Origin of the sequence: Streptomyces sp. NPDC058796, assembly GCF_042745235.1 — a bacterium.
Classification (GTDB): Bacteria; Actinomycetota; Actinomycetes; order Streptomycetales; family Streptomycetaceae; genus Streptomyces.
On record NZ_JBHYOP010000003.1, the window covers coordinates 408796 to 425300 of the forward strand.

At 74.3% G+C, this 16505-nt stretch carries 18 protein-coding genes; 15 read left to right on the top strand and 3 right to left on the bottom strand.

Annotated elements, in window-relative coordinates; translation table 11 throughout:
* Window positions 1-15: 15 nt before the first annotated feature.
* The 4 genes from dnaJ (at window position 16) to ACFW47_RS10585 (ending at window position 2252) form a co-directional block, all read left to right on the top strand.
* A complete protein-coding gene (gene dnaJ, locus ACFW47_RS10570; protein ID WP_272586665.1) occupies window positions 16-1212 on the top strand; it encodes a molecular chaperone DnaJ in 1197 nt (398 codons plus the stop codon).
* Window positions 1213-1217: 5 nt separating this feature from the next.
* Window positions 1218-1667, top strand: a complete 450-nt coding sequence (locus ACFW47_RS10575; RefSeq protein ID WP_361212019.1) for a heat shock protein transcriptional repressor HspR — start codon at window positions 1218-1220, stop codon at window positions 1665-1667.
* A gap of 176 nt (window positions 1668-1843) precedes the next feature.
* Entirely contained in the window at window positions 1844-1972 is a 129-nt protein-coding gene (locus tag ACFW47_RS10580) for a hypothetical protein (protein WP_386305501.1), read from the top strand.
* 10 nt (window positions 1973-1982) lie between these two features.
* Window positions 1983-2252: a hypothetical protein gene (locus tag ACFW47_RS10585; protein ID WP_386279816.1), complete on the top strand. Its 270-nt coding sequence runs from the start codon at window positions 1983-1985 to the stop codon at window positions 2250-2252.
* Window positions 2253-2260: 8 nt separating this feature from the next.
* On the opposite strand, the gene ACFW47_RS10590 is transcribed toward ACFW47_RS10585, so the two are convergent.
* On the bottom strand, window positions 2261-3241 hold the full coding sequence (locus tag ACFW47_RS10590) for a helix-turn-helix transcriptional regulator (RefSeq protein ID WP_386280314.1): 981 nt from the start codon (window positions 3239-3241) through the stop codon (window positions 2261-2263).
* Between the two features lie 317 nt (window positions 3242-3558).
* On the opposite strand from ACFW47_RS10590, the gene ACFW47_RS10595 reads away from it, so the two are divergent.
* Window positions 3559-3861 (top strand): response regulator transcription factor, encoded by a 303-nt coding sequence (locus ACFW47_RS10595; protein WP_386279814.1) that lies wholly within the window; start codon window positions 3559-3561, stop codon window positions 3859-3861.
* Window positions 3862-3937: 76 nt separating this feature from the next.
* On the opposite strand, the gene ACFW47_RS10600 is transcribed toward ACFW47_RS10595, so the two are convergent.
* Both ACFW47_RS10600 and ACFW47_RS10605 read right to left on the bottom strand, forming a co-directional pair.
* Window positions 3938-4537: a hypothetical protein gene (locus tag ACFW47_RS10600; RefSeq protein ID WP_386279812.1), complete on the bottom strand. Its 600-nt coding sequence runs from the start codon at window positions 4535-4537 to the stop codon at window positions 3938-3940.
* A gap of 59 nt (window positions 4538-4596) precedes the next feature.
* Window positions 4597-6366, bottom strand: coding sequence for an ABC transporter ATP-binding protein (locus tag ACFW47_RS10605; RefSeq protein WP_386305502.1), 1770 nt, complete (start codon window positions 6364-6366; stop codon window positions 4597-4599).
* Between the two features lie 210 nt (window positions 6367-6576).
* On the opposite strand from ACFW47_RS10605, the gene lxmA reads away from it, so the two are divergent.
* The 10 genes from lxmA to ACFW47_RS10655 all read left to right on the top strand — a co-directional run bounded on the left by lxmA (window position 6577) and on the right by ACFW47_RS10655 (window position 16468).
* Window positions 6577-6795, top strand: coding sequence for a lexapeptide family class V lantibiotic (gene lxmA, locus ACFW47_RS10610; protein WP_019324892.1), 219 nt, complete (start codon window positions 6577-6579; stop codon window positions 6793-6795).
* Window positions 6796-6901: 106 nt separating this feature from the next.
* Window positions 6902-7513, top strand: a complete 612-nt coding sequence (gene lxmD, locus ACFW47_RS10615; protein ID WP_386279806.1) for a peptide terminal cysteine decarboxylase LxmD — start codon at window positions 6902-6904, stop codon at window positions 7511-7513.
* Window positions 7510-8481, top strand: coding sequence for a hypothetical protein (locus ACFW47_RS10620; protein ID WP_386305503.1), 972 nt, complete (start codon window positions 7510-7512; stop codon window positions 8479-8481). Before lxmD ends, ACFW47_RS10620 begins: the two co-directional genes overlap by 4 nt.
* Window positions 8478-9689 (top strand): class V lanthionine synthetase subunit LxmK, encoded by a 1212-nt coding sequence (lxmK, locus tag ACFW47_RS10625; protein ID WP_386279801.1) that lies wholly within the window; start codon window positions 8478-8480, stop codon window positions 9687-9689. The genes ACFW47_RS10620 and lxmK overlap by 4 nt, the downstream gene beginning before the upstream one ends.
* Window positions 9686-10753, top strand: a complete 1068-nt coding sequence (locus ACFW47_RS10630) for a T3SS effector HopA1 family protein (RefSeq protein WP_386279798.1) — start codon at window positions 9686-9688, stop codon at window positions 10751-10753. Before lxmK ends, ACFW47_RS10630 begins: the two co-directional genes overlap by 4 nt.
* Window positions 10750-11580, top strand: coding sequence for a class I SAM-dependent methyltransferase (locus tag ACFW47_RS10635; RefSeq protein WP_386279796.1), 831 nt, complete (start codon window positions 10750-10752; stop codon window positions 11578-11580). Before ACFW47_RS10630 ends, ACFW47_RS10635 begins: the two co-directional genes overlap by 4 nt.
* Complete coding sequence (locus ACFW47_RS10640) at window positions 11577-12845, top strand: M16 family metallopeptidase (protein WP_386279794.1); 1269 nt, start codon at window positions 11577-11579, stop codon at window positions 12843-12845. Before ACFW47_RS10635 ends, ACFW47_RS10640 begins: the two co-directional genes overlap by 4 nt.
* Window positions 12842-14113, top strand: a complete 1272-nt coding sequence (locus ACFW47_RS10645; RefSeq protein WP_386305505.1) for a M16 family metallopeptidase — start codon at window positions 12842-12844, stop codon at window positions 14111-14113. Before ACFW47_RS10640 ends, ACFW47_RS10645 begins: the two co-directional genes overlap by 4 nt.
* The gene (gene lxmJ / locus ACFW47_RS10650) at window positions 14110-15111 is read left to right on the top strand and encodes a F420-dependent peptide dehydroalanine reductase LxmJ (RefSeq protein WP_386279788.1); all 1002 of its coding nucleotides are present in this window, start codon (window positions 14110-14112) and stop codon (window positions 15109-15111) included. Before ACFW47_RS10645 ends, lxmJ begins: the two co-directional genes overlap by 4 nt.
* Window positions 15112-15358: 247 nt before the next feature.
* The gene (locus tag ACFW47_RS10655; protein ID WP_386279784.1) at window positions 15359-16468 is read left to right on the top strand and encodes a substrate-binding domain-containing protein; all 1110 of its coding nucleotides are present in this window, start codon (window positions 15359-15361) and stop codon (window positions 16466-16468) included.
* The last annotated feature ends 37 nt before the right edge of the window (window positions 16469-16505 follow it).

Below are 16505 nucleotides of genomic sequence, written 5' to 3' on the forward strand. Positions count from 1 at the left end.
GGAGGGACGTCGGGGATGAGTACCAAGGACTTCATCGAGAAGGACTACTACAAGGTTCTCGGCGTCCCCAAGGACGCCACCGAGGCCGAGATCAAGAAGGCGTACCGGAAGCTCGCCCGCGAGAACCACCCGGACGCCAACAAGGGAAACGTCAAGGCGGAGGAGCGCTTCAAGGAGATCTCCGAGGCCAACGACATCCTCGGTGATCCCAAGAAGCGCAAGGAGTACGACGAGGCCCGCGCCCTCTTCGGCAACGGCGGTTTCCGCCCGGGGCCGGGCGCGGGCGGCGGCACCTTCAACTTCGACCTGGGCGACCTCTTCGGAGGCGGCGCCCAGGGCGGAGGCGGCCAGGGCGGCGCCGGCGGCTTCGGCGGCGGCCTCGGGGACGTCTTCGGCGGCCTGTTCAACCGCACCGGCGGCGGACCCGGCACCGGCACGCGCACCCAGCCGCGCCGGGGCCAGGACATCGAGTCCGAGGTCACCCTCAGCTTCACCGAGGCCATCGAGGGCGCCACGGTCCCGCTCAGGATGTCCTCGCAGGCCCCCTGCAAGGCCTGTTCGGGCACCGGCGACAAGAACGGCACGCCGCGCGTGTGCCCGACCTGCGTCGGCACCGGGCAGGTCGCCCGGGGTTCGGGCGGCGGCTTCTCGCTCACCGACCCGTGCCCCGACTGCAAGGGCCGCGGCCTGATCGCCGAGGACCCCTGCGACGTCTGCAAGGGCTCCGGACGCGCCAAGTCCTCCCGGACGATGCAGGTCCGCATCCCGGCCGGGGTGTCGGACGGGCAGCGCATCCGGCTGCGCGGCAAGGGCACGCCGGGCGAGCGGGGCGGCCCGGCGGGCGACCTGTACGTGGTCGTGCACGTCAAGGAGCACCCCGTCTTCGGACGCCGGGGCGACAACCTCACGGTCACCGTCCCGGTGACGTACGCGGAGGCGGCCCTCGGCGGCGAGGTCCGGGTCCCGACCCTCGGCGGCCCGCCGGTCACGCTGAAGCTGCCGGCGGGCACGCCCAACGGCCGCACCATGCGCGCCCGGGGCAAGGGCGCGGTCCGCAAGGACGGCACCCGCGGCGACCTTCTGGTCACCGTCGAGGTGAGTGTTCCGAAGGACCTGACGGGGAAGGCTCGTGACGCGCTCGAGGCGTATCGCGAGGCGACCGCGGACGAGGATCCGCGGGCGGAGCTGTTCCAGGCCGCGAAGGGAGCTTGACGGGAATGGACGGTCGTCGACGCAACCCGTACGAACTGACCGAGGACACCCCGGTCTACGTCATCTCGGTGGCTGCCCAGCTCTCCGGTCTGCACCCGCAGACCCTGCGCCAGTACGACCGCCTCGGCCTGGTCTCCCCGGACCGCACGGCCGGGCGCGGCCGGCGCTACTCGGCCCGCGACATCGAACTGCTCCGCCAGGTGCAGCAGTTGTCGCAGGACGAGGGCATCAACCTGGCCGGAATCAAGCGCATCATCGAACTGGAGAACCAGGTCGCCGCCCTTCAGGCGCGCCTGGCCGAGATGCAGGACGCCCTCGACGGCGCCGCCACGGCGATGCGCCAGCGCGAGGCGGCGGTGCACGCCTCGTACCGCCGGGACCTGGTCCCGTACCAGGAGGTCCAGCAGACCAGCGCGCTGGTGGTGTGGCGTCCCAAGCGGCAGCAGTCGGACTGACGGCGACTCGTCGGCGGGGCCCGGGAGTCCTTACGGGACTCCCGGGCCCCGCGCGTGCGCGGACCCGGCTGACAGCAAGTGCCCCGCCGCCTGCAGCATCCTGACAGCGAGCCGTCTTCAGGGGGCGTCCGTGCGCTGGCAGAGTCGGGGGCATGGACGACAGGGGGAGAACACGGATGGGCAAGATCTTCGGTACCGGGTTCACGGCGCTCGTGCTGGCGCTGCTCGTGGCACTGCCGCTGGGCGCGGCGGTGGGCGCGGGCGGCGGACCGTCGGTCAAAGCCTCGGTCAACGGCTGGCAGTGAGACGGAAGAGATGACGGAGACGGAGTTCCAGGACCTGGTGCTGGTGTGCGGGCAGCCGGGCACCGCGCCCGCCGCGACCGCCGTGGTCAGACTCCTGGGCAAGTTGCCCGGGGAGTGGGAGCGTTCCTGGCGACTCGACGAGACGGGGGGCCGGATCCAGTTGCGGATCCGGCCCCCCGCCGGTTCACCCGTCGCCGCCGTACGGGCGTGGCTGGCCGGTGCCCTGGAGGACCCGGCGCTGCGCGCCTGGCGGCCCGAGGCCGGGGAGGAGGCCGGGTGACGTGACGGTCACACCCAGCCCCGCTCCCGGGCCAGCAGCGCCGCGTGCGGGCGGTTGCTGGCGTCCAGGACGCGCAGGACGTCGGCCACGTGCCGGCGGTAGGTGCGCAGGGAGACGCCCAGCTCGCGCGCGCCGATCTCGTCCTTGGCGACGCGGCACATGGACCTGAGGACGTCCAGTTCCACCGGCGAGAGGCTGACGTCGTCCGCGGGCGGGTCCCCGAGCACCCGGTCCAGGTCCGTGGCCTGGTCCCAGATCTTCTCGAAGAGGGACAACAGCCCGGCGACCAGCCCCGGTTCCTGGGCGATCAGGGCACCGCGCGAGGTGTCCCCGGGGTCGGTCGGCACCAGGGCGGTGTGCCGGTCGTAGACGAGGACGCGTTCGGCTATGTCCGGCGCGACCCGTATCTCCGCGCCGAGCGAGCCGAGTTCGCGCAGGTACGCCGCCGTCCCGGGGTCGTCGAGCGCCTCTCGCAGGACCACGTTGCGTATGCGCACCCCCCGGCGCAGACAGCGGGCGTCCAGGGGACGCGCGTGCTCGATGTTCTCGGGGGTGAGCGCCTGGTACGGCTCGACCGAGAGGATCTCGCGGCGGGCGAAGAAGGCGAGGTCGTCGATCCGGTGCCGGATCTGCGCCAGGTCCGTCATCCGTTCCACGCCGCCGCCCGCGGGCGGGTGCGCGCCCTGTTCCGCGCGCAGTTCGGCGACCAGGTGGCGGGGTCTGGTCACCTGCTGCAACTCGTGGTGCAGCTCGCTCAGCCGGCGGTCGGTGAGCAGGCCGACCGCGATCTCGGGGTCCGCCGCCGTCAGGGTGTCCTCCCGCGCGCCGGGCCTCAGGAGGCCGAGTCCGGCCAGGCGGTCCAGTACGGCGCGCACGTCCTGCTGCGGTGCGTCGAAGAGCAGGTGAATGTCCTCGGCCGTGGTCCCCGGGTACCTCAGGAAGTGGCGATAGACCCGCTCCTCCATGGCGTTGAGCCCCAGCAGGCCCATGCTGCCCTCATTCTTCATCCTTCCCCCGTGATCGTCGCGTACCGGCCGGTCCGGTGGAGGCGTCGCCGGGTGCGGATGGTCAGGCCCGCGGCGAAGCGGAATCCACCGAAATGATCGCCACCCAGGGTAATGCGTTGGTCAAGACCCGGTGCCGGGGTCGGCAGGATGGTGTCGCGCCGGTGCAGCAAGCTGCTGTGTCCGGGGCGTGCCCAGGACCCCGCCTCTTGGCAGGCTGAGAGCCGTCGGACACCAACCGACGTACGCCGGTCAAGAGCCGACGGAATGCGACACGTCCGAACACAACCAGGGGGAACGACATGGCTGTTGCCGTACAGGACAAGGCGCACGACATCTCCACGAGCGGAACCTCCGCCCGCCCCGCCGCGCCCGACCTCTCCGGGCTGGACTTCTCCGCGCTCACCGGGCGGGAGCTGGAGGTACTCCTGCTGCTCGCCACGGGGGAGCAGAACCGCCGGCTGGCCCGGCGGCTGGGGATCGCGGAGCGCACGGTGCGGGCCCACACCGCGAGCATCGTGCGCAAGCTGGGCCTCACCACGCGGTTCGAGGCGGCGATCGTGGCGCACCTGTACGCGGACGACATTCGCCAGGTACGCGGCTGACCTCCGCGACCACGACGAAGCGGAGCCCCTCCGGCAGGAAACCGGAGGGGCTCCGCGCGGTGCGGTGGGGCCGGTGTCAGCCGGGGATCATGTCGCCGACCGCCTCCATGGCCAGCATCCACATCGGCTGGGCGCCGGTGCCGAACGCGGCGGCCAGCGCGTAGCCGAGGGCCGCGTCCAGCGCCTCGGGTTCGGCGTCCTCGCGCCACTCGGCCAGCACCCGGCCGTCACCGTCGGAGGAGAAGTCCCCGAGGTGGTCCTGACCGCGCAGCAGGCGGCTGCCGGGGATCGAGTCGGGCACCAGGCGCCAGGTGCGGCCCGCGTGGCGCACGTCCACGGCGAACGAACGCCGGGTCAGGCGCCCCTTGGCGGGGCTGATCACGGCGGGCTCCCCGCCGACGGTCAGCGTCAGCCGGTCCCCGTCCCGGGTGCCGACGGGGGTGTGGTCGTCGGTCTCCGTCCCCTCCTCGCGGTACAGCTCGACGCGGGGCACCGCGTCCCCTTCGACGGTGACCTCGCCACGCCCGGTGTCCAGGCGGACGGTTATGGTCCCGAAGCGGTCGTCCTCGGCGACGGTCTCCAGGACGGGCTTGTCCTCCGTGTCCTCGCCGTCCTCGCCGTCCCCGCCGTCGTAGATGTCGTGGTCGTCGTACGCGGATGCCGGGTCCTGCCCCATGCGGTCTTCCTTTGCTGTGCGGTTCTGACGGTTGGTCAGTACGTCAGTACGGGGTCCTCTCAGGCGCCCGCGGCCGTCAGTTGGGTGGCCGCGAGGTCCCGGTACAGCTCGTCCCTGCCCAGGAGTTCCCCGTGCCGTCCATGGTCGCGCACCCGGCCGCCGGCGAGCAGCACCATGTGGTCGGCGGAGGTCACCGTGGACAGGCGGTGGGCGATGAGGAGCACCGTGCAGTGCTCGGCGGCCCGTTCGACGGTGTGGCGCAGCGCGGTCTCGCTCAGGCCGTCCAGGTGTGCGGTCGCCTCGTCGAGCAGCAGCACCTGCGGGCGGCGCAGCAGTGCGCGGGCGATCGCCAGGCGCTGGCGTTCCCCGCCGGACAGGGCGAGGCCGCGGGCGCCGACGTGGGTGTCCAGGCCCTGGGGGAGCCGGGCGGCGAGCGAGTCCAGCAGGGTGTCCCGCAGTACCCGTTCGACCTCCTCGTCGCTCGCGTCGGGCGCGGCGTACAGGAGGTTCTCCCGCAGGGTGCCCGCCAGCATGGGGGTGTCCTGTTCCACGTAGGCGATCCGGCGGCGCACCTCGGCACGGCTGAGGGTGGAGACGTCGGTGTCGTCGAGCAGGACGCGGCCGGAGCCGACGTCGTAGAACCGCTGGAGGAGGGAGAAGACGGTGGTCTTGCCGCTGCCGGACGGGCCGACCAGTGCGGTGACGCGGCCGGCCGGGGCGGTCAGGCTGACGTCGTCCAGGGTGGTGGCGCGGTCCGGGTAGGCGAAGGTGACGTTCTCCAGGGTGACCCGGGGCGGCGGGCCGGCGGGGCGGGCGGGGGTCTCGTCGACGTCGTTCTCGATCTCCATCCGCTCGACCTCCTCGATCCGGGTGAGCGCGCCCAGGCCCTGCTGGAGGGAGGTCGTGCCGCCGACCAGGGAGAGCACCGGGCCGCCGAGGTTGAACAGGTAGAGCAGGAAGGCGATGAGCGCCGCCAGGTCCAGGGCGCCGGTGGCGACCAGGGCGCCGCCGAAACCGATGACGGCCAGGAAGGACGCCTGCACCACCAGCGCGGAGAGCACCGCGATGGTGGCGTGGTAGCGGGCGCCGGCCAGGCCCGCCCGGTAGGCGTCCTCGGCGGCGGCCACCGCCCGCGCGGTCTCCGTCGCCTCGCCCCCGTTCGCCTTCACGGTGCGCGCGGCGCCGAGCGAGCGGTCCAGGGCGGCGCCGATCTCGCCGACCGAGGTCTGCGCCCGCGTGGTGACCTTGCGGATGCGCGGCATCACCACGCCCATCGCGACGCCGACCGTCACCAGGACGCCCGAGGTGATGCCGAGCAGCGGCAGGCTCGTGATGCCCATCATCACGATGGTGGCCAGCAGGTGGATCGCGCCGTCGACGAGCTGGATGACACCGCTGGTGGCAGCGTGCTGCACCAGCGTGCTGTCCGAGGTCACCCGGGTGGTCAGTCCGCCGGGCTCGGTCTTGTCCAGTTCGCCGGTGCGCAGCCGGATCAGACGGTGGATCAGTCCCCGGCGCACGTCCAGGACGACCTTCTCGGCGGTGCGCTCGCTGACCAGGGCCTGGGACCAGGTGAGCAGGATCGAGCCGGCCAGCAGGGCCAGCATCAGCAGGATCTCGTCGCGCAGGCCCGTGCCGGTCATGAGCGCGGTGAGCGCCGACTCGACGACCATCGGCTGGGCCAGCCCCGCCGCGCTGCCCGCGAGGGTCAGCACCAGGACCAGCAGGAGAACGCGCCGGTGCGGGCGCGCGTGGGCGAGCAGGGCCCGCAGCGGCGGCCGGGGCGCGGGCCGCGGGGCCTGGGTGGTTGATGAGTCAGGTGTCTTCACCCTGTTCTTTCTACGCGGGCGGACGGGCCCGCGGTATTGACGCTTGCGGCAACGCCGGAATGGCAATGCCGGTCGCGGGCATGCCGGATTCGGTCATGCCGGAGTCGGTCATGCCGAAACTGCCAATGGCGGGCGCCTTTTCCGGTGCGCCATATTTCTCTCGTCCGCAGCGAACGCCGACGGACAACACCTTTCACAAGGGAGAGAGAAATGCAGACCACGCAGAACGAGAAGGACCTGTTCGAGGGTTACACCGCCTACACCTCCGCCGAGGAGCTGGGCCTGTACGACGGCAAGGACGCCGCTCCGGCGTTCAGCCCGACCATCCCGTGGGCGATCCGCGCGACCATCATCACGGCCCGCTCCTCGCAGCAGTGCGCCGCGGCCCTGGGCTCGCTGACCGCCAAGACCATCGAGAAGAAGTGCTGACCGGACACCCCGTTCAGTGACCCGCGGGGAGGGGCCGGTGCCGGTCACCGGTCCCTCCCCGGGCAGCACACCATTCCATTCCCCTTGCTTCCAGGAGGACAGTGTCATGGAGGTCCCGGACCCCACGGGCGTCGCGGACCCCGGATTCCGGCGGGTTCTGCTCGTCGGTACCGGAGCGCTCGGCGTGGCATTCCTGCCCTTCTGGACCAACTGGCTGGGAAACACCTTTCCGGAAATGGAGAAGCGGGTCGTGCTGACCCGCTCAGCCCGTCGCTTCGTCTCGGCGGACGCGATATCCGCGCTGTGCGGGAAGGACGTTCTCACCGACGACTGGAACGAGGCCGGCCCCGGTGCCGCCCCGCACGTGGAACTGGCCCGCTGGCCCGACCTCGTTCTCGTCCACCCGGCCACCATGCACTTCGTCGCCCGTTACGCGCTGGGTCTGACCGACACCCCGCTGCTGTGCGCCCTGCAGTCCACCTCCGCGCTGGTCGGCGTGGCCCCCTCGCTGCCGCCCGGCGCCCAGCTCAGCCCCGTGGTCCAGGGGCACCTGGAGACCCTGCGGGCCCGCCCCGGCGTGGTCGTCGCGCCGACCGTGCCCGCGGTCAGCGCCAGCACGGGCGAGACCGAGGACGGGGGCGCGGCCCCGCTGTCCGAACTGATGGGCCTGTGCGTGGGGGCGTACGCGCGGGCGCGGCGGGACGAGGAGGAGGAGTGACGGCGGCCCCCGTGAGTCCGGTCGAGGAGTTCGCGACCGGGCTGCGCACCACGCGCGTACGGCGGACCCCCGAAGGGCGTCACGAGTGGTGGCACGGGCCGGGCACGGACCAGGCCGGTCCGCCGGCCGCGCCGCTCGCGAAGGCCGTTCCCGCGCGCACCGCGGGCGCCCGCCTGGTGGTGCCGCGCGCCTCGGAGGGCGGCCTCTCGTACCTCGCCGACGGCCCGTACTCCGCCGCCGCCTGGCTGCGCGACCCCCGACCCGCCGTCCGGCTGCTGCTGGCGCACGCGCTGGCCGGCGCGGGGCGGGCGCTGCGCGACCTGCACGCGGGCGCCGTACCGGACGGAGCGGACGTGCCCCCGGCCCTCGCCCGGCTGCGGGCGTTCCTCGACCGGTCGGCCGAGGGCGCCGCGGACGGTCCGCGGACGCCCGCCACGGCCCGCAACGCGCCCGCCACGGCCCCGCACCCGCCCGCTGTCGCCCGGCTGCGCGAGCACGCCGTACGTGCCTGGGGAGCGGCCCGCCTCGGCCGGCTGCGCTCCTGGTGCGCCGAGCTGACGGAACCCGGCGGCGCGGTCCTCGTCCACGGCTTCGCCTCCCTCGGCGCGCTGGTCCCGCCCCTGCGGCGGGGCCCGGTGGCGCTGCTGACCGGCGAGGACCTGGGGGCCGCCCGGCCCGAGCTGGACCTGGGCTGGCTGCTGGGGGACCTGGCCGAACTGGACTGGGCGCTGCCGGTGCCGGCGCACCCGGACGGACCGGAGCTGCCGCGGGTGCTGCTCGACGCCTACGGCGCCGGTGCCGACCGGGAACTGACCGGCCGGGCGGCCGTCGTGCGCGTCGCCGCGCACATGCGGGACTTCGCCGCGTACTGCGGCTGGAGCGACGAACTCGCCGACTACACCGCCTTCATCGCTGACCTGATCGACGAGGAGGGCCGCCGCGCGGTCCTCGGGGGAGCCACACCATGACCACCACCACGGCCGAACGGCCGCGCACGCGGCAGCGCTACCGGCCCACCGAACTGGACACCGTCCCGGCCGTGAACGCCCTGCTGGAGCGGCTCCGCCTCGGCCGGCTCGACGCGGGGGCGGTCACCGCGTTCGGCGGGCGCAACGACAACTGGGCGGGACCCACCACCACCGGCGAGCAGGTCTTCGTCAAGACGGTCGCCCCGCTGCCGGAAGGCACCGGCTGCCCCGAACTCGACCGGTCGCTGAGCTTCGAGGAACTGGCCGCGCGCCTGCCCCCCGCCTCGCCGCTGCGCTCACCCGGGCTGCTCGGCGCCGATGCGGAGGCCGGCGTGATGGTCCACCGGCTGGTGCCGGGCGCCCGCTCGGGGGCCGAGCTGGCGCTGGACGGCGACTTCGACGAGGACCTGTGCCGGAGCGCCGGCCGGGCCGTCGGCACCCTGCACGGCCTGGGGCCGGTCGACGGCCTCGACACCGGCGAGGCGCCGCTGCCGCCGCTGTCCTGGCTGAAGGCCCTGCCGTGGAGCGCCGTCCAGGAGCGGAGCATGGCCCAGATCGCGGCGTGGCAGCTCGTCCAGGACGACACCGAGGTGGTCGACGCCCTGCACCGGCTGCGCGACCTGGAGCGGACCGTGCCGCTCGCCCCGGCCCACTGCGACCTGCGCTTCGACCAGTTCATCCGGGCCGAGGAGGGCGCCGGGGAGCTGTACCTGGTCGACTGGGAGGAGTTCCGGCTCGCCGATCCGGCGCGGGACGTGGGCGCCTTCGCCGGGGAGTGGCTCTTCCACGCCACGTACTCGGTCTTCGCGCCGACGGAGGCGGACCCCGGCCGGCCCGCGGAGAGCGCCGCCGGGTTCGGTCTGACACACGAGGAGATCGTCGCGCGCGGCTCGGCGAGCCTGCGCCGCCACCTGCCCCGGATCGCCGCGTTCTGGCAGGGCTACCTGGAATGCCGCCCGCAGGCGACCGCCCTCGACGCCGGGCTGCCCGAGCGGGCCGCCGCGTACGCCGGGTGGCACATGTACGACCGGCTGATCGCCACCGCCGAGTCGCACGCCACCCTCAACCCGGTCGCCCGCGCCGCCGCCGGCATCGGCCGCACCGTCCTGCTCGGCCCGTCCGCCGCCGCGCGCACGCTCGGCCTGGCCGTGGACCCACTGCACACTCCGTACGTCCCGCACGCCTCGAACGGGAGCGACCTCCGATGACCACCCCCCTGCTGAACCCCCGGGTGCCGGGCGCGTCCCCCACCGCCTCGCACCGGGGACTCGCCCCACGCCTGGCCGCCGCCCTCGACGCGGTCTCCGTCGCGCCGGGCGCCCGCCGGGCCGTGGTGGCCGGCCGTACGGTCACCGCCGACAGCCCGCGCGACCTGCGCGGCCGTCTCACCAACGCGCTGTACGAGGAGCTCCACGCGGGCCGCCACCGCGGCGGTGCCGTCCCCGACGGCCCGCCGCCCCGCCGCACCCTGCGCGACCCGGACCTGGAACGCCGGCTCTCGGCCGCCGTACCGCACACCACCACCCCCACCCGGGGACGCCTCGTCGAAGTGCTCCGGCGCCCCGACGGCGACCAGCTCGTCGTCCGCCTCCCGGAGGTCACCGCCCGCGTCCCCGCCGACCGCCTGCTGAGCCCGGCCTCCCCGCCCGTGCCCGGCGAGCCGGTCGAAGTCGCCCTGGAGGCCGCCCGGCCCGCGCTGTCGCCCGGCTTCTTCTACGTCATGGGCTCGCGCCCGCTGCCCCGCCCCGCCGGCGCCGTACGCCGGATCTTCCTGCACGCGCGGGACGCCGACGCGGCGGTCGTGCTGTGGGGCGCGACGCTCGGCGCGCTGGAGGAGGCGGCGGCCCTCTACCACGCCAAGGTGCTCTCCGACCCGCAGGACTTCCCGCGCCGGGACGCCGTCGTCGTCTACCTGCACGGCGACCACCGCCCGGGCGAACGCGCCGTCACCGAGGCGGTGTCCCGGTACGCGGGGACGCTCACCGGACCCGACACCTCGGTGTTCACGGAGGAGCTCGCGCCGGGCGTCGCCGCCGCCTGGGACCCGCAGGACCCGCGTCCCGGGCAGAGCGGCATGAGCTTCGGCCAGCACCGCGCGTTCGCGCTGGCGTCCGGACTGATCGGCCGCGCCCTGGCCGACGACCCCGGCATCCCCGACGCCCCTGACGGACGCGGGCGTGAGGAGCACGTCGTACGGGCCCTCCGCGAGGCGGGCATCGACCCGCTGCATCCCCAGAACAACCTCGACACCAGCCCGGGAGGAGCACGATGACGACCACGGCCCCCGCCACCGAGACCACCACCACCGAGACGCCCGCCACCGAGACCACCGAGGCCCCGGCAGGCGGCCTCGGCACCGCGCTGACCACCGCCTACAGCGACGCGCTCGCCGAGGTGTACGACGAGATCTACCCCGCCACCCCGGACCTCGAGGACGTCGCCGACTTCCTGCTCACCCTCACCGCGTCCGGCGCGAGCGTGCTCGAACTGGGGGTCGGCACCGGCCGGGTGGCGCTGCCGCTCGCCGACAAGGGGTTCCGCGTGCACGGCGTCGACTCCTCCGAGGGCATGCTCGCCCGCCTCGCGGAGAAGGACCCCGAGGGCCGGATCACCCCCGTGCACGCCGACTTCGCCGCCCTGGACCTCGGCCGCACCTTCGACGTGGTCCTCGCGCCCTTCAACTCCCTGTGCTGCGCGGTCGCCCCGGACGAGCAGATCGCCCTGATGCACGCGGTGGCCCGGCACACGGCCCCCGACGGCCACGTCGTCGTCGAGACCTTCGACCCCAGCGACTATCACGTCCAGAAGAAGAACGAGATCAGCACCTACCCCGTGCCGGGGCGCGGAGCCATGATCGAGTCCATCGGCGTGCTGCCCGCCTCGCAGAACATGATGGTCCACAACACCCTGTTCCTGGACGGGGAGCCGCCGAGGTCCGCGACCACGGTGATGCGGTACCTGTGGCCCAGCGAACTCGACCTGCTCGCCGGCATCGCCCGCCTGGAGCTGTCCGCCCGCTACTCCGGCTGGCGCGAGCAGCCCTTCGACGGCGGCGACAGCCGCAAGATGTGCGTCTCCGTGTACCGGCCGCTGTCGTGACCGTCCCGCTGACCGTCGAGGAGGTGCCCGGACGGGGGCTCGTGGCCGTGGCCCTCACGGTGCGGGCGGGCGGCGACGACGATCCGCCGGGCCGGCACGGGACGGCCCACCTCGTGGAGCACCTGATGTTCCCGCGGGGCGCCGGGGACGACTCGGGCCACGTCGCCCTGGTCGAGGAGGCGGGCGGCATGTGCAACGCGGAGACCCACCGCGACCACACGGTCTTCCACACCGTCGCCCCCGCCGACGCGCTCCCCGGGATCCTGGCCCTGGAGGCCCGGCGGCTGCGCCGGTTCGCCCCGGCGCCCGCGACCGTACGCTCCGAGAACGCGGTCGTCGCCGAGGAGATCCGCGCCGCGGACGCCGGGACCCGGCTGTGGGACACCGTCCTCGCCGCCGTCCACCCCGGTGCCCGCGACGCCTACGGCACGGTGGCGGAGCTGCGCGAGGTGACGGCGGCGCAGGCGGCGGCGTTCTTCCGGCGCCACTACCGGCCCGAGCGGGCGGTCCTGACGGTGGTCGGGGACGTGGACGCGGGGCGGACGGCGGAACTGGTGGCGCGGGAGTTCGACGGCTGGGCGCCGCCGCCCGACGCGGCACCGGACCCGGCCGGGCACCCGGCCCCGGTCCCGTCCGCCCGGGGTGACGGCGCGACGGCCCGGCCCGAGGCACCCGTGCCCTACCACCGCGACGGTGTGGCCATCGGGCACGCCCTCGCCGACCCCCGCCGCGACCAGGGCACGTACTTCGCCCAGGCCGTCCTCTGCGAGGTCCTGCGCCGCTCCCGGCTCCCCGGGCTGCTCACCCGGTCGGCGGGAGTGGACGCGGCGACCGTGCGCTGCGGCTACCAGGGCCAGTGGCTCGCCTCCGCCGCCCCCGACCTCGCGCTCGTCCTGCTCGGCCGGGCGCCGGGCACCGGCACCGACGAGGCGGTCGCCCTGTGGCGGGACACCCTCGGCGAACTGGCCGCCGCCCCGCCCGCGGAAGAGGAGCTGCGTCCCGCGGTGGCCGTGCTCCGGGCCGCCTGCCACCGTCAGGCCGACTCGCTCGCCGCCCGCGCCGTCACCCACGGCCGCGGCGCCCTGCTCTTCCCGGGCGTGGACGGCACCGGCCCCGACACGATCCCCGGGCGCCTGGCCGCCGTGACCGCCACCGAGGTGTCGGCCGCCGCGCGCGCCCTGCTCACCGCACCCAGCACCGTCCGGACCCTGGAGAGGGCCACGGAGCGGGCCACGGAGAGTGCCACAGAGAGGGCCACCCCATGAAGGCCACGTCCGCCCCGCGCCGCCCGGCCCCGACCGGCCGGGAGACCCTGCGCACCGTCCTCCCGAACGGCCTGGACACCGTCGTCGTCACCGTGCCGGACGCCCCCCTGGCCGAGCTGCGCCTGGTCCTGCCCTACGCCCGCACCGAACCCGGCCTCGCCGTCGCCCAGGAGCTGCTCGCGGCCGGTCTCGGCACCGCCACGACGACCCGGGACCGGCGGTCCGTGGCCGGTCTGGCGGCCGGGCTCGGCGCCGAGTTCAGCACGGTGGTGACCGCCGAGCAGCTGGTCCTGTCGGCCAGCGTGCTCTCGGAAGGGCTGCCGACCGCGCTGGACCTCCTGGCCGACCTGCTGCTGCACCCGGCGTACGACCCGCCCGCCGCCTCCGGCACCCGGCTGCCCCCGCCCCCGCCCGGCCCCGGCACCCGGCTGCGCCGGGCCCAGCTCCGCCACGCCTTCGGCGGCCCCCACCCGCTGTCCGACGACCCGCCCGGCGGCACCGTCCCCGCCGCCGCCGACCTGCTCGCCCTCCACCGCCGGGCGGTCGTCCCGCACGGTGCCGTACTGCTGCTGATGACGGGTGAGGAGCCGGACCGCGTCCTGGAGCGCGTACGCACCCGATTGGCACCCTGGACGGGCGGTCCCTCCGGCCTGTCCCTGCCCCCCTTCCCCCGCGGTACCCCCACCCCCGGACGCCTCGCCCTGCACGACCCCGCGGCCGGACAGGCGCTGCTGCTCACCGCGGGCCCCGCCGTCCCCGCCCCGGGCCCCGGCCACCCCGCGCTGCACCTGGCCCAGCTGGTGGTGGGCGGCCACGCCTCCTCCCGGCTCACCCGGCGGATCAGGGAGCGCCACGGACTGGCGTACACCGTGGACGCCCGCATCCGGCAGAACCGCGCCGGCTGCTGGCTGGAGGTCGACTGCGCCGGCGCCCCCGGCACCGGCGACCGGCTGGCCGAGGAGGTCACCGCCTGCCTCGCGGAACTGGCCGCCACCGGCCCCACCCCCGAGGAGACCCGGCGGGTCCGGCGCTACGCCGCCGGCTTCACCCGCTTCGCCCTCGCCACGCGCGCGGAGGAGGCGAGCGCGCTGGCCGGCTTCGCGGCGGCCGGACTGGATCCGCACTGGCTGGCCGAGTACCCGCACGCCCTCGCCGAGGTGACGCACCGGCAGGTCACCGAGGCCGCCGCCCGGTTCCTGGACCCGGACCGCGTCCTCGTGGCGACCCTGGACCGCGCCGGCCCCGCACCCACAGGAGCCCGACCGTGACCGCACCCGCCCACGAGCAGCCGCCCGGCACCGACCTGCCGGCGGTCCTCTACCCCCTCCAGCCCGACCACCCCGGACTCGTCGCCCCGTTCGCCGCGCTGGTGGCCCGCACCGGCGCCCGGCGACTGTGGCTGTGCCAGTCCTTCCGGGCGGAACCGCACCAGGTGCTGGCCCACCTGGCGGGCATGGGCCACACCGTCCCCGTGGGCACGGCGGTCACCCTCCTCCCGCTGCGCCACCCGTACGAGGCGGCGCTCCAGGCCCGTTCCCTCGCCCTGCTCACCGACCGGCCGGTGGTCGCCGGGTACGGCATCGGCACACCCGAGTTCGCCGAAGGGCTCGCACCCGAGCCCTACCGGAGCCCCCGCACGGCGGTCGGGGAGTACGTCACGTCGGTACGCGCCCTGCTGGACGGCCGAAGCGTCGCGCACGACGGCGCGTACCACCGGTTGCACGCCGCGCTGCCACCGGTCGGACCGCACGCGCCGGTGGAGGTCGGTGCCGGGGTGCTGCGGCCGGGCATGGCCCGCACGGCCGGCGCGACCGCGGACGTCGCCATCACCTGGATGACCCCGCCGCCCTACGTACGCGACGTCCTCGTCCCGCGACTGGCCGCGGGCGCCGCCGAGGCGGGCCGCGCCGTGCGCCCGCGCGTCGCGACGGCCGTCCACGTGGCGGTGCGCCGACCCGGCCGCGACCCGCGCCGCCTGGCCGAGACCGCCGCGGTCACCCACCTGCGCGTGCCGCACTACGCGGACATGCTGCGCCGCGCGGGCGTGGACCCCGACGCCGCCGACCCGGCGGCCGAACTGCTGCGCGCCGACGTCGTCGTCACCGGCACGCCCGACGAGATCGCCGCCGCCCTCGCCCGCTACCGCTCGGCGGGCGTCGACGAGATCCTCCTCAACCCGACCGCGACCCTCCTGACCGAGGGGGTGCACGCGGCGGTCGACGACCTGGAGGAGATCCTGGCGGCCGTCCGCTCGCTCGCCGGCTGACGGGCCATCACGTCCGTGACCGATCCGTGTGCACGCCTCCGCGAGATCTCCGCAGCAGCTCCGTAGTACTTTCGCGGCACTCTCGCACTGCTCCGGCGGTGCTTCCGCACGGTGGGCGGAGCGTACTGTTCCCATCTCGTTAAGTGGTTTCCCTTGACGCCGATGGTGGGGGAAGCGTTGGCTTTTCAGTCACATGGGCCGCACTGCTGTGCCCACGTCCCGATTCGCACATGAAGTGAGCCCTCGCATGCGTCGTCGTACCGCCATATCCGTGGCCGCCGCCTCCATGTCCCTGATGCTCGCCGGCTGCGGCACGCTCGGTGCCTCGGAGAGCAGTGACGAGGCGAGCCCGACCAAGGGCAACGACATCACGGTGGGCCTCCTCCTCCCGGAGAAGGCGAACACCCGCTACGAGCAGTTCGACTACCCCTTCTTCAAGGCGAAGGTCGCCGACCTCACGCGGGACCAGGGCAACGTCAAGTACGCCAACGCCGAGGCGAGCTCGTCCAAGCAGGCGGACCAGATGCAGCAGATGATCGACGACAAGGTCGACGTCATCGTCCTGGACGCGGTCGACGCCAAGTCCATCGGGGACAGCGTGCAGAAGGCCAAGGACGCCGGCATCCCGGTCATCGCCTACGACCGGCTGGCCGAGGGCCCGATCGACGCCTACATCTCCTTCGACAACGAACTGGTCGGCGAGGTCCAGGGCCGCTCCCTCCTCGAGGCGCTCGGTGAGGACGCCGACAGCTCCGACAAGATCGTCATGATGAACGGCTCGCCCACGGACCCCAACGCCAAGCAGTTCAAGGCCGGCGCGATGTCCGAGCTGAACGGCAAGGTGACGATCGCCCAGTCCTTCGACACCGAGGACTGGAAGCCGCAGAACGCCGAGGCGAACATGGCCGAGGCGATCGAGAAGATCGGCAAGAACAACATCGCGGGCGTCTACTCCGCCAACGACGGCATGGCCGGCGGGATCATCGACGCCCTGGAGGACGCGGGCGTCACCGACCTGCCGCCCATCACCGGCCAGGACGCGGAACTGTCGGCGGTGCAGCGGATCGTCACCGGCGAGCAGTACATGAGCGTGTACAAGTCCTACCCGCAGGAGGCGGAGCACGCCGCGGAGATGGCCGTGGCCCGCGTCCAGGGCCGGGACATCCAGTTCGACGCCCTCGCCCGCGAGAGGGTCGACAGCCCCACCCACAAGGGCATCCCCGCCCAGCTGGTCCCCGTCGTCGCCCTGACCCAGGACAACATCAAGGAGACGGTCATCGCGGACGGCTTCTACAAGGTCTCCGACATCTGCACGGCCAAGTTCGAGGCGGCGTGCGCGGAGATCGGGCTGAAGTAGCCCCGGTCCGAGTCCGAGTCGAAGTCCGGACCCACCC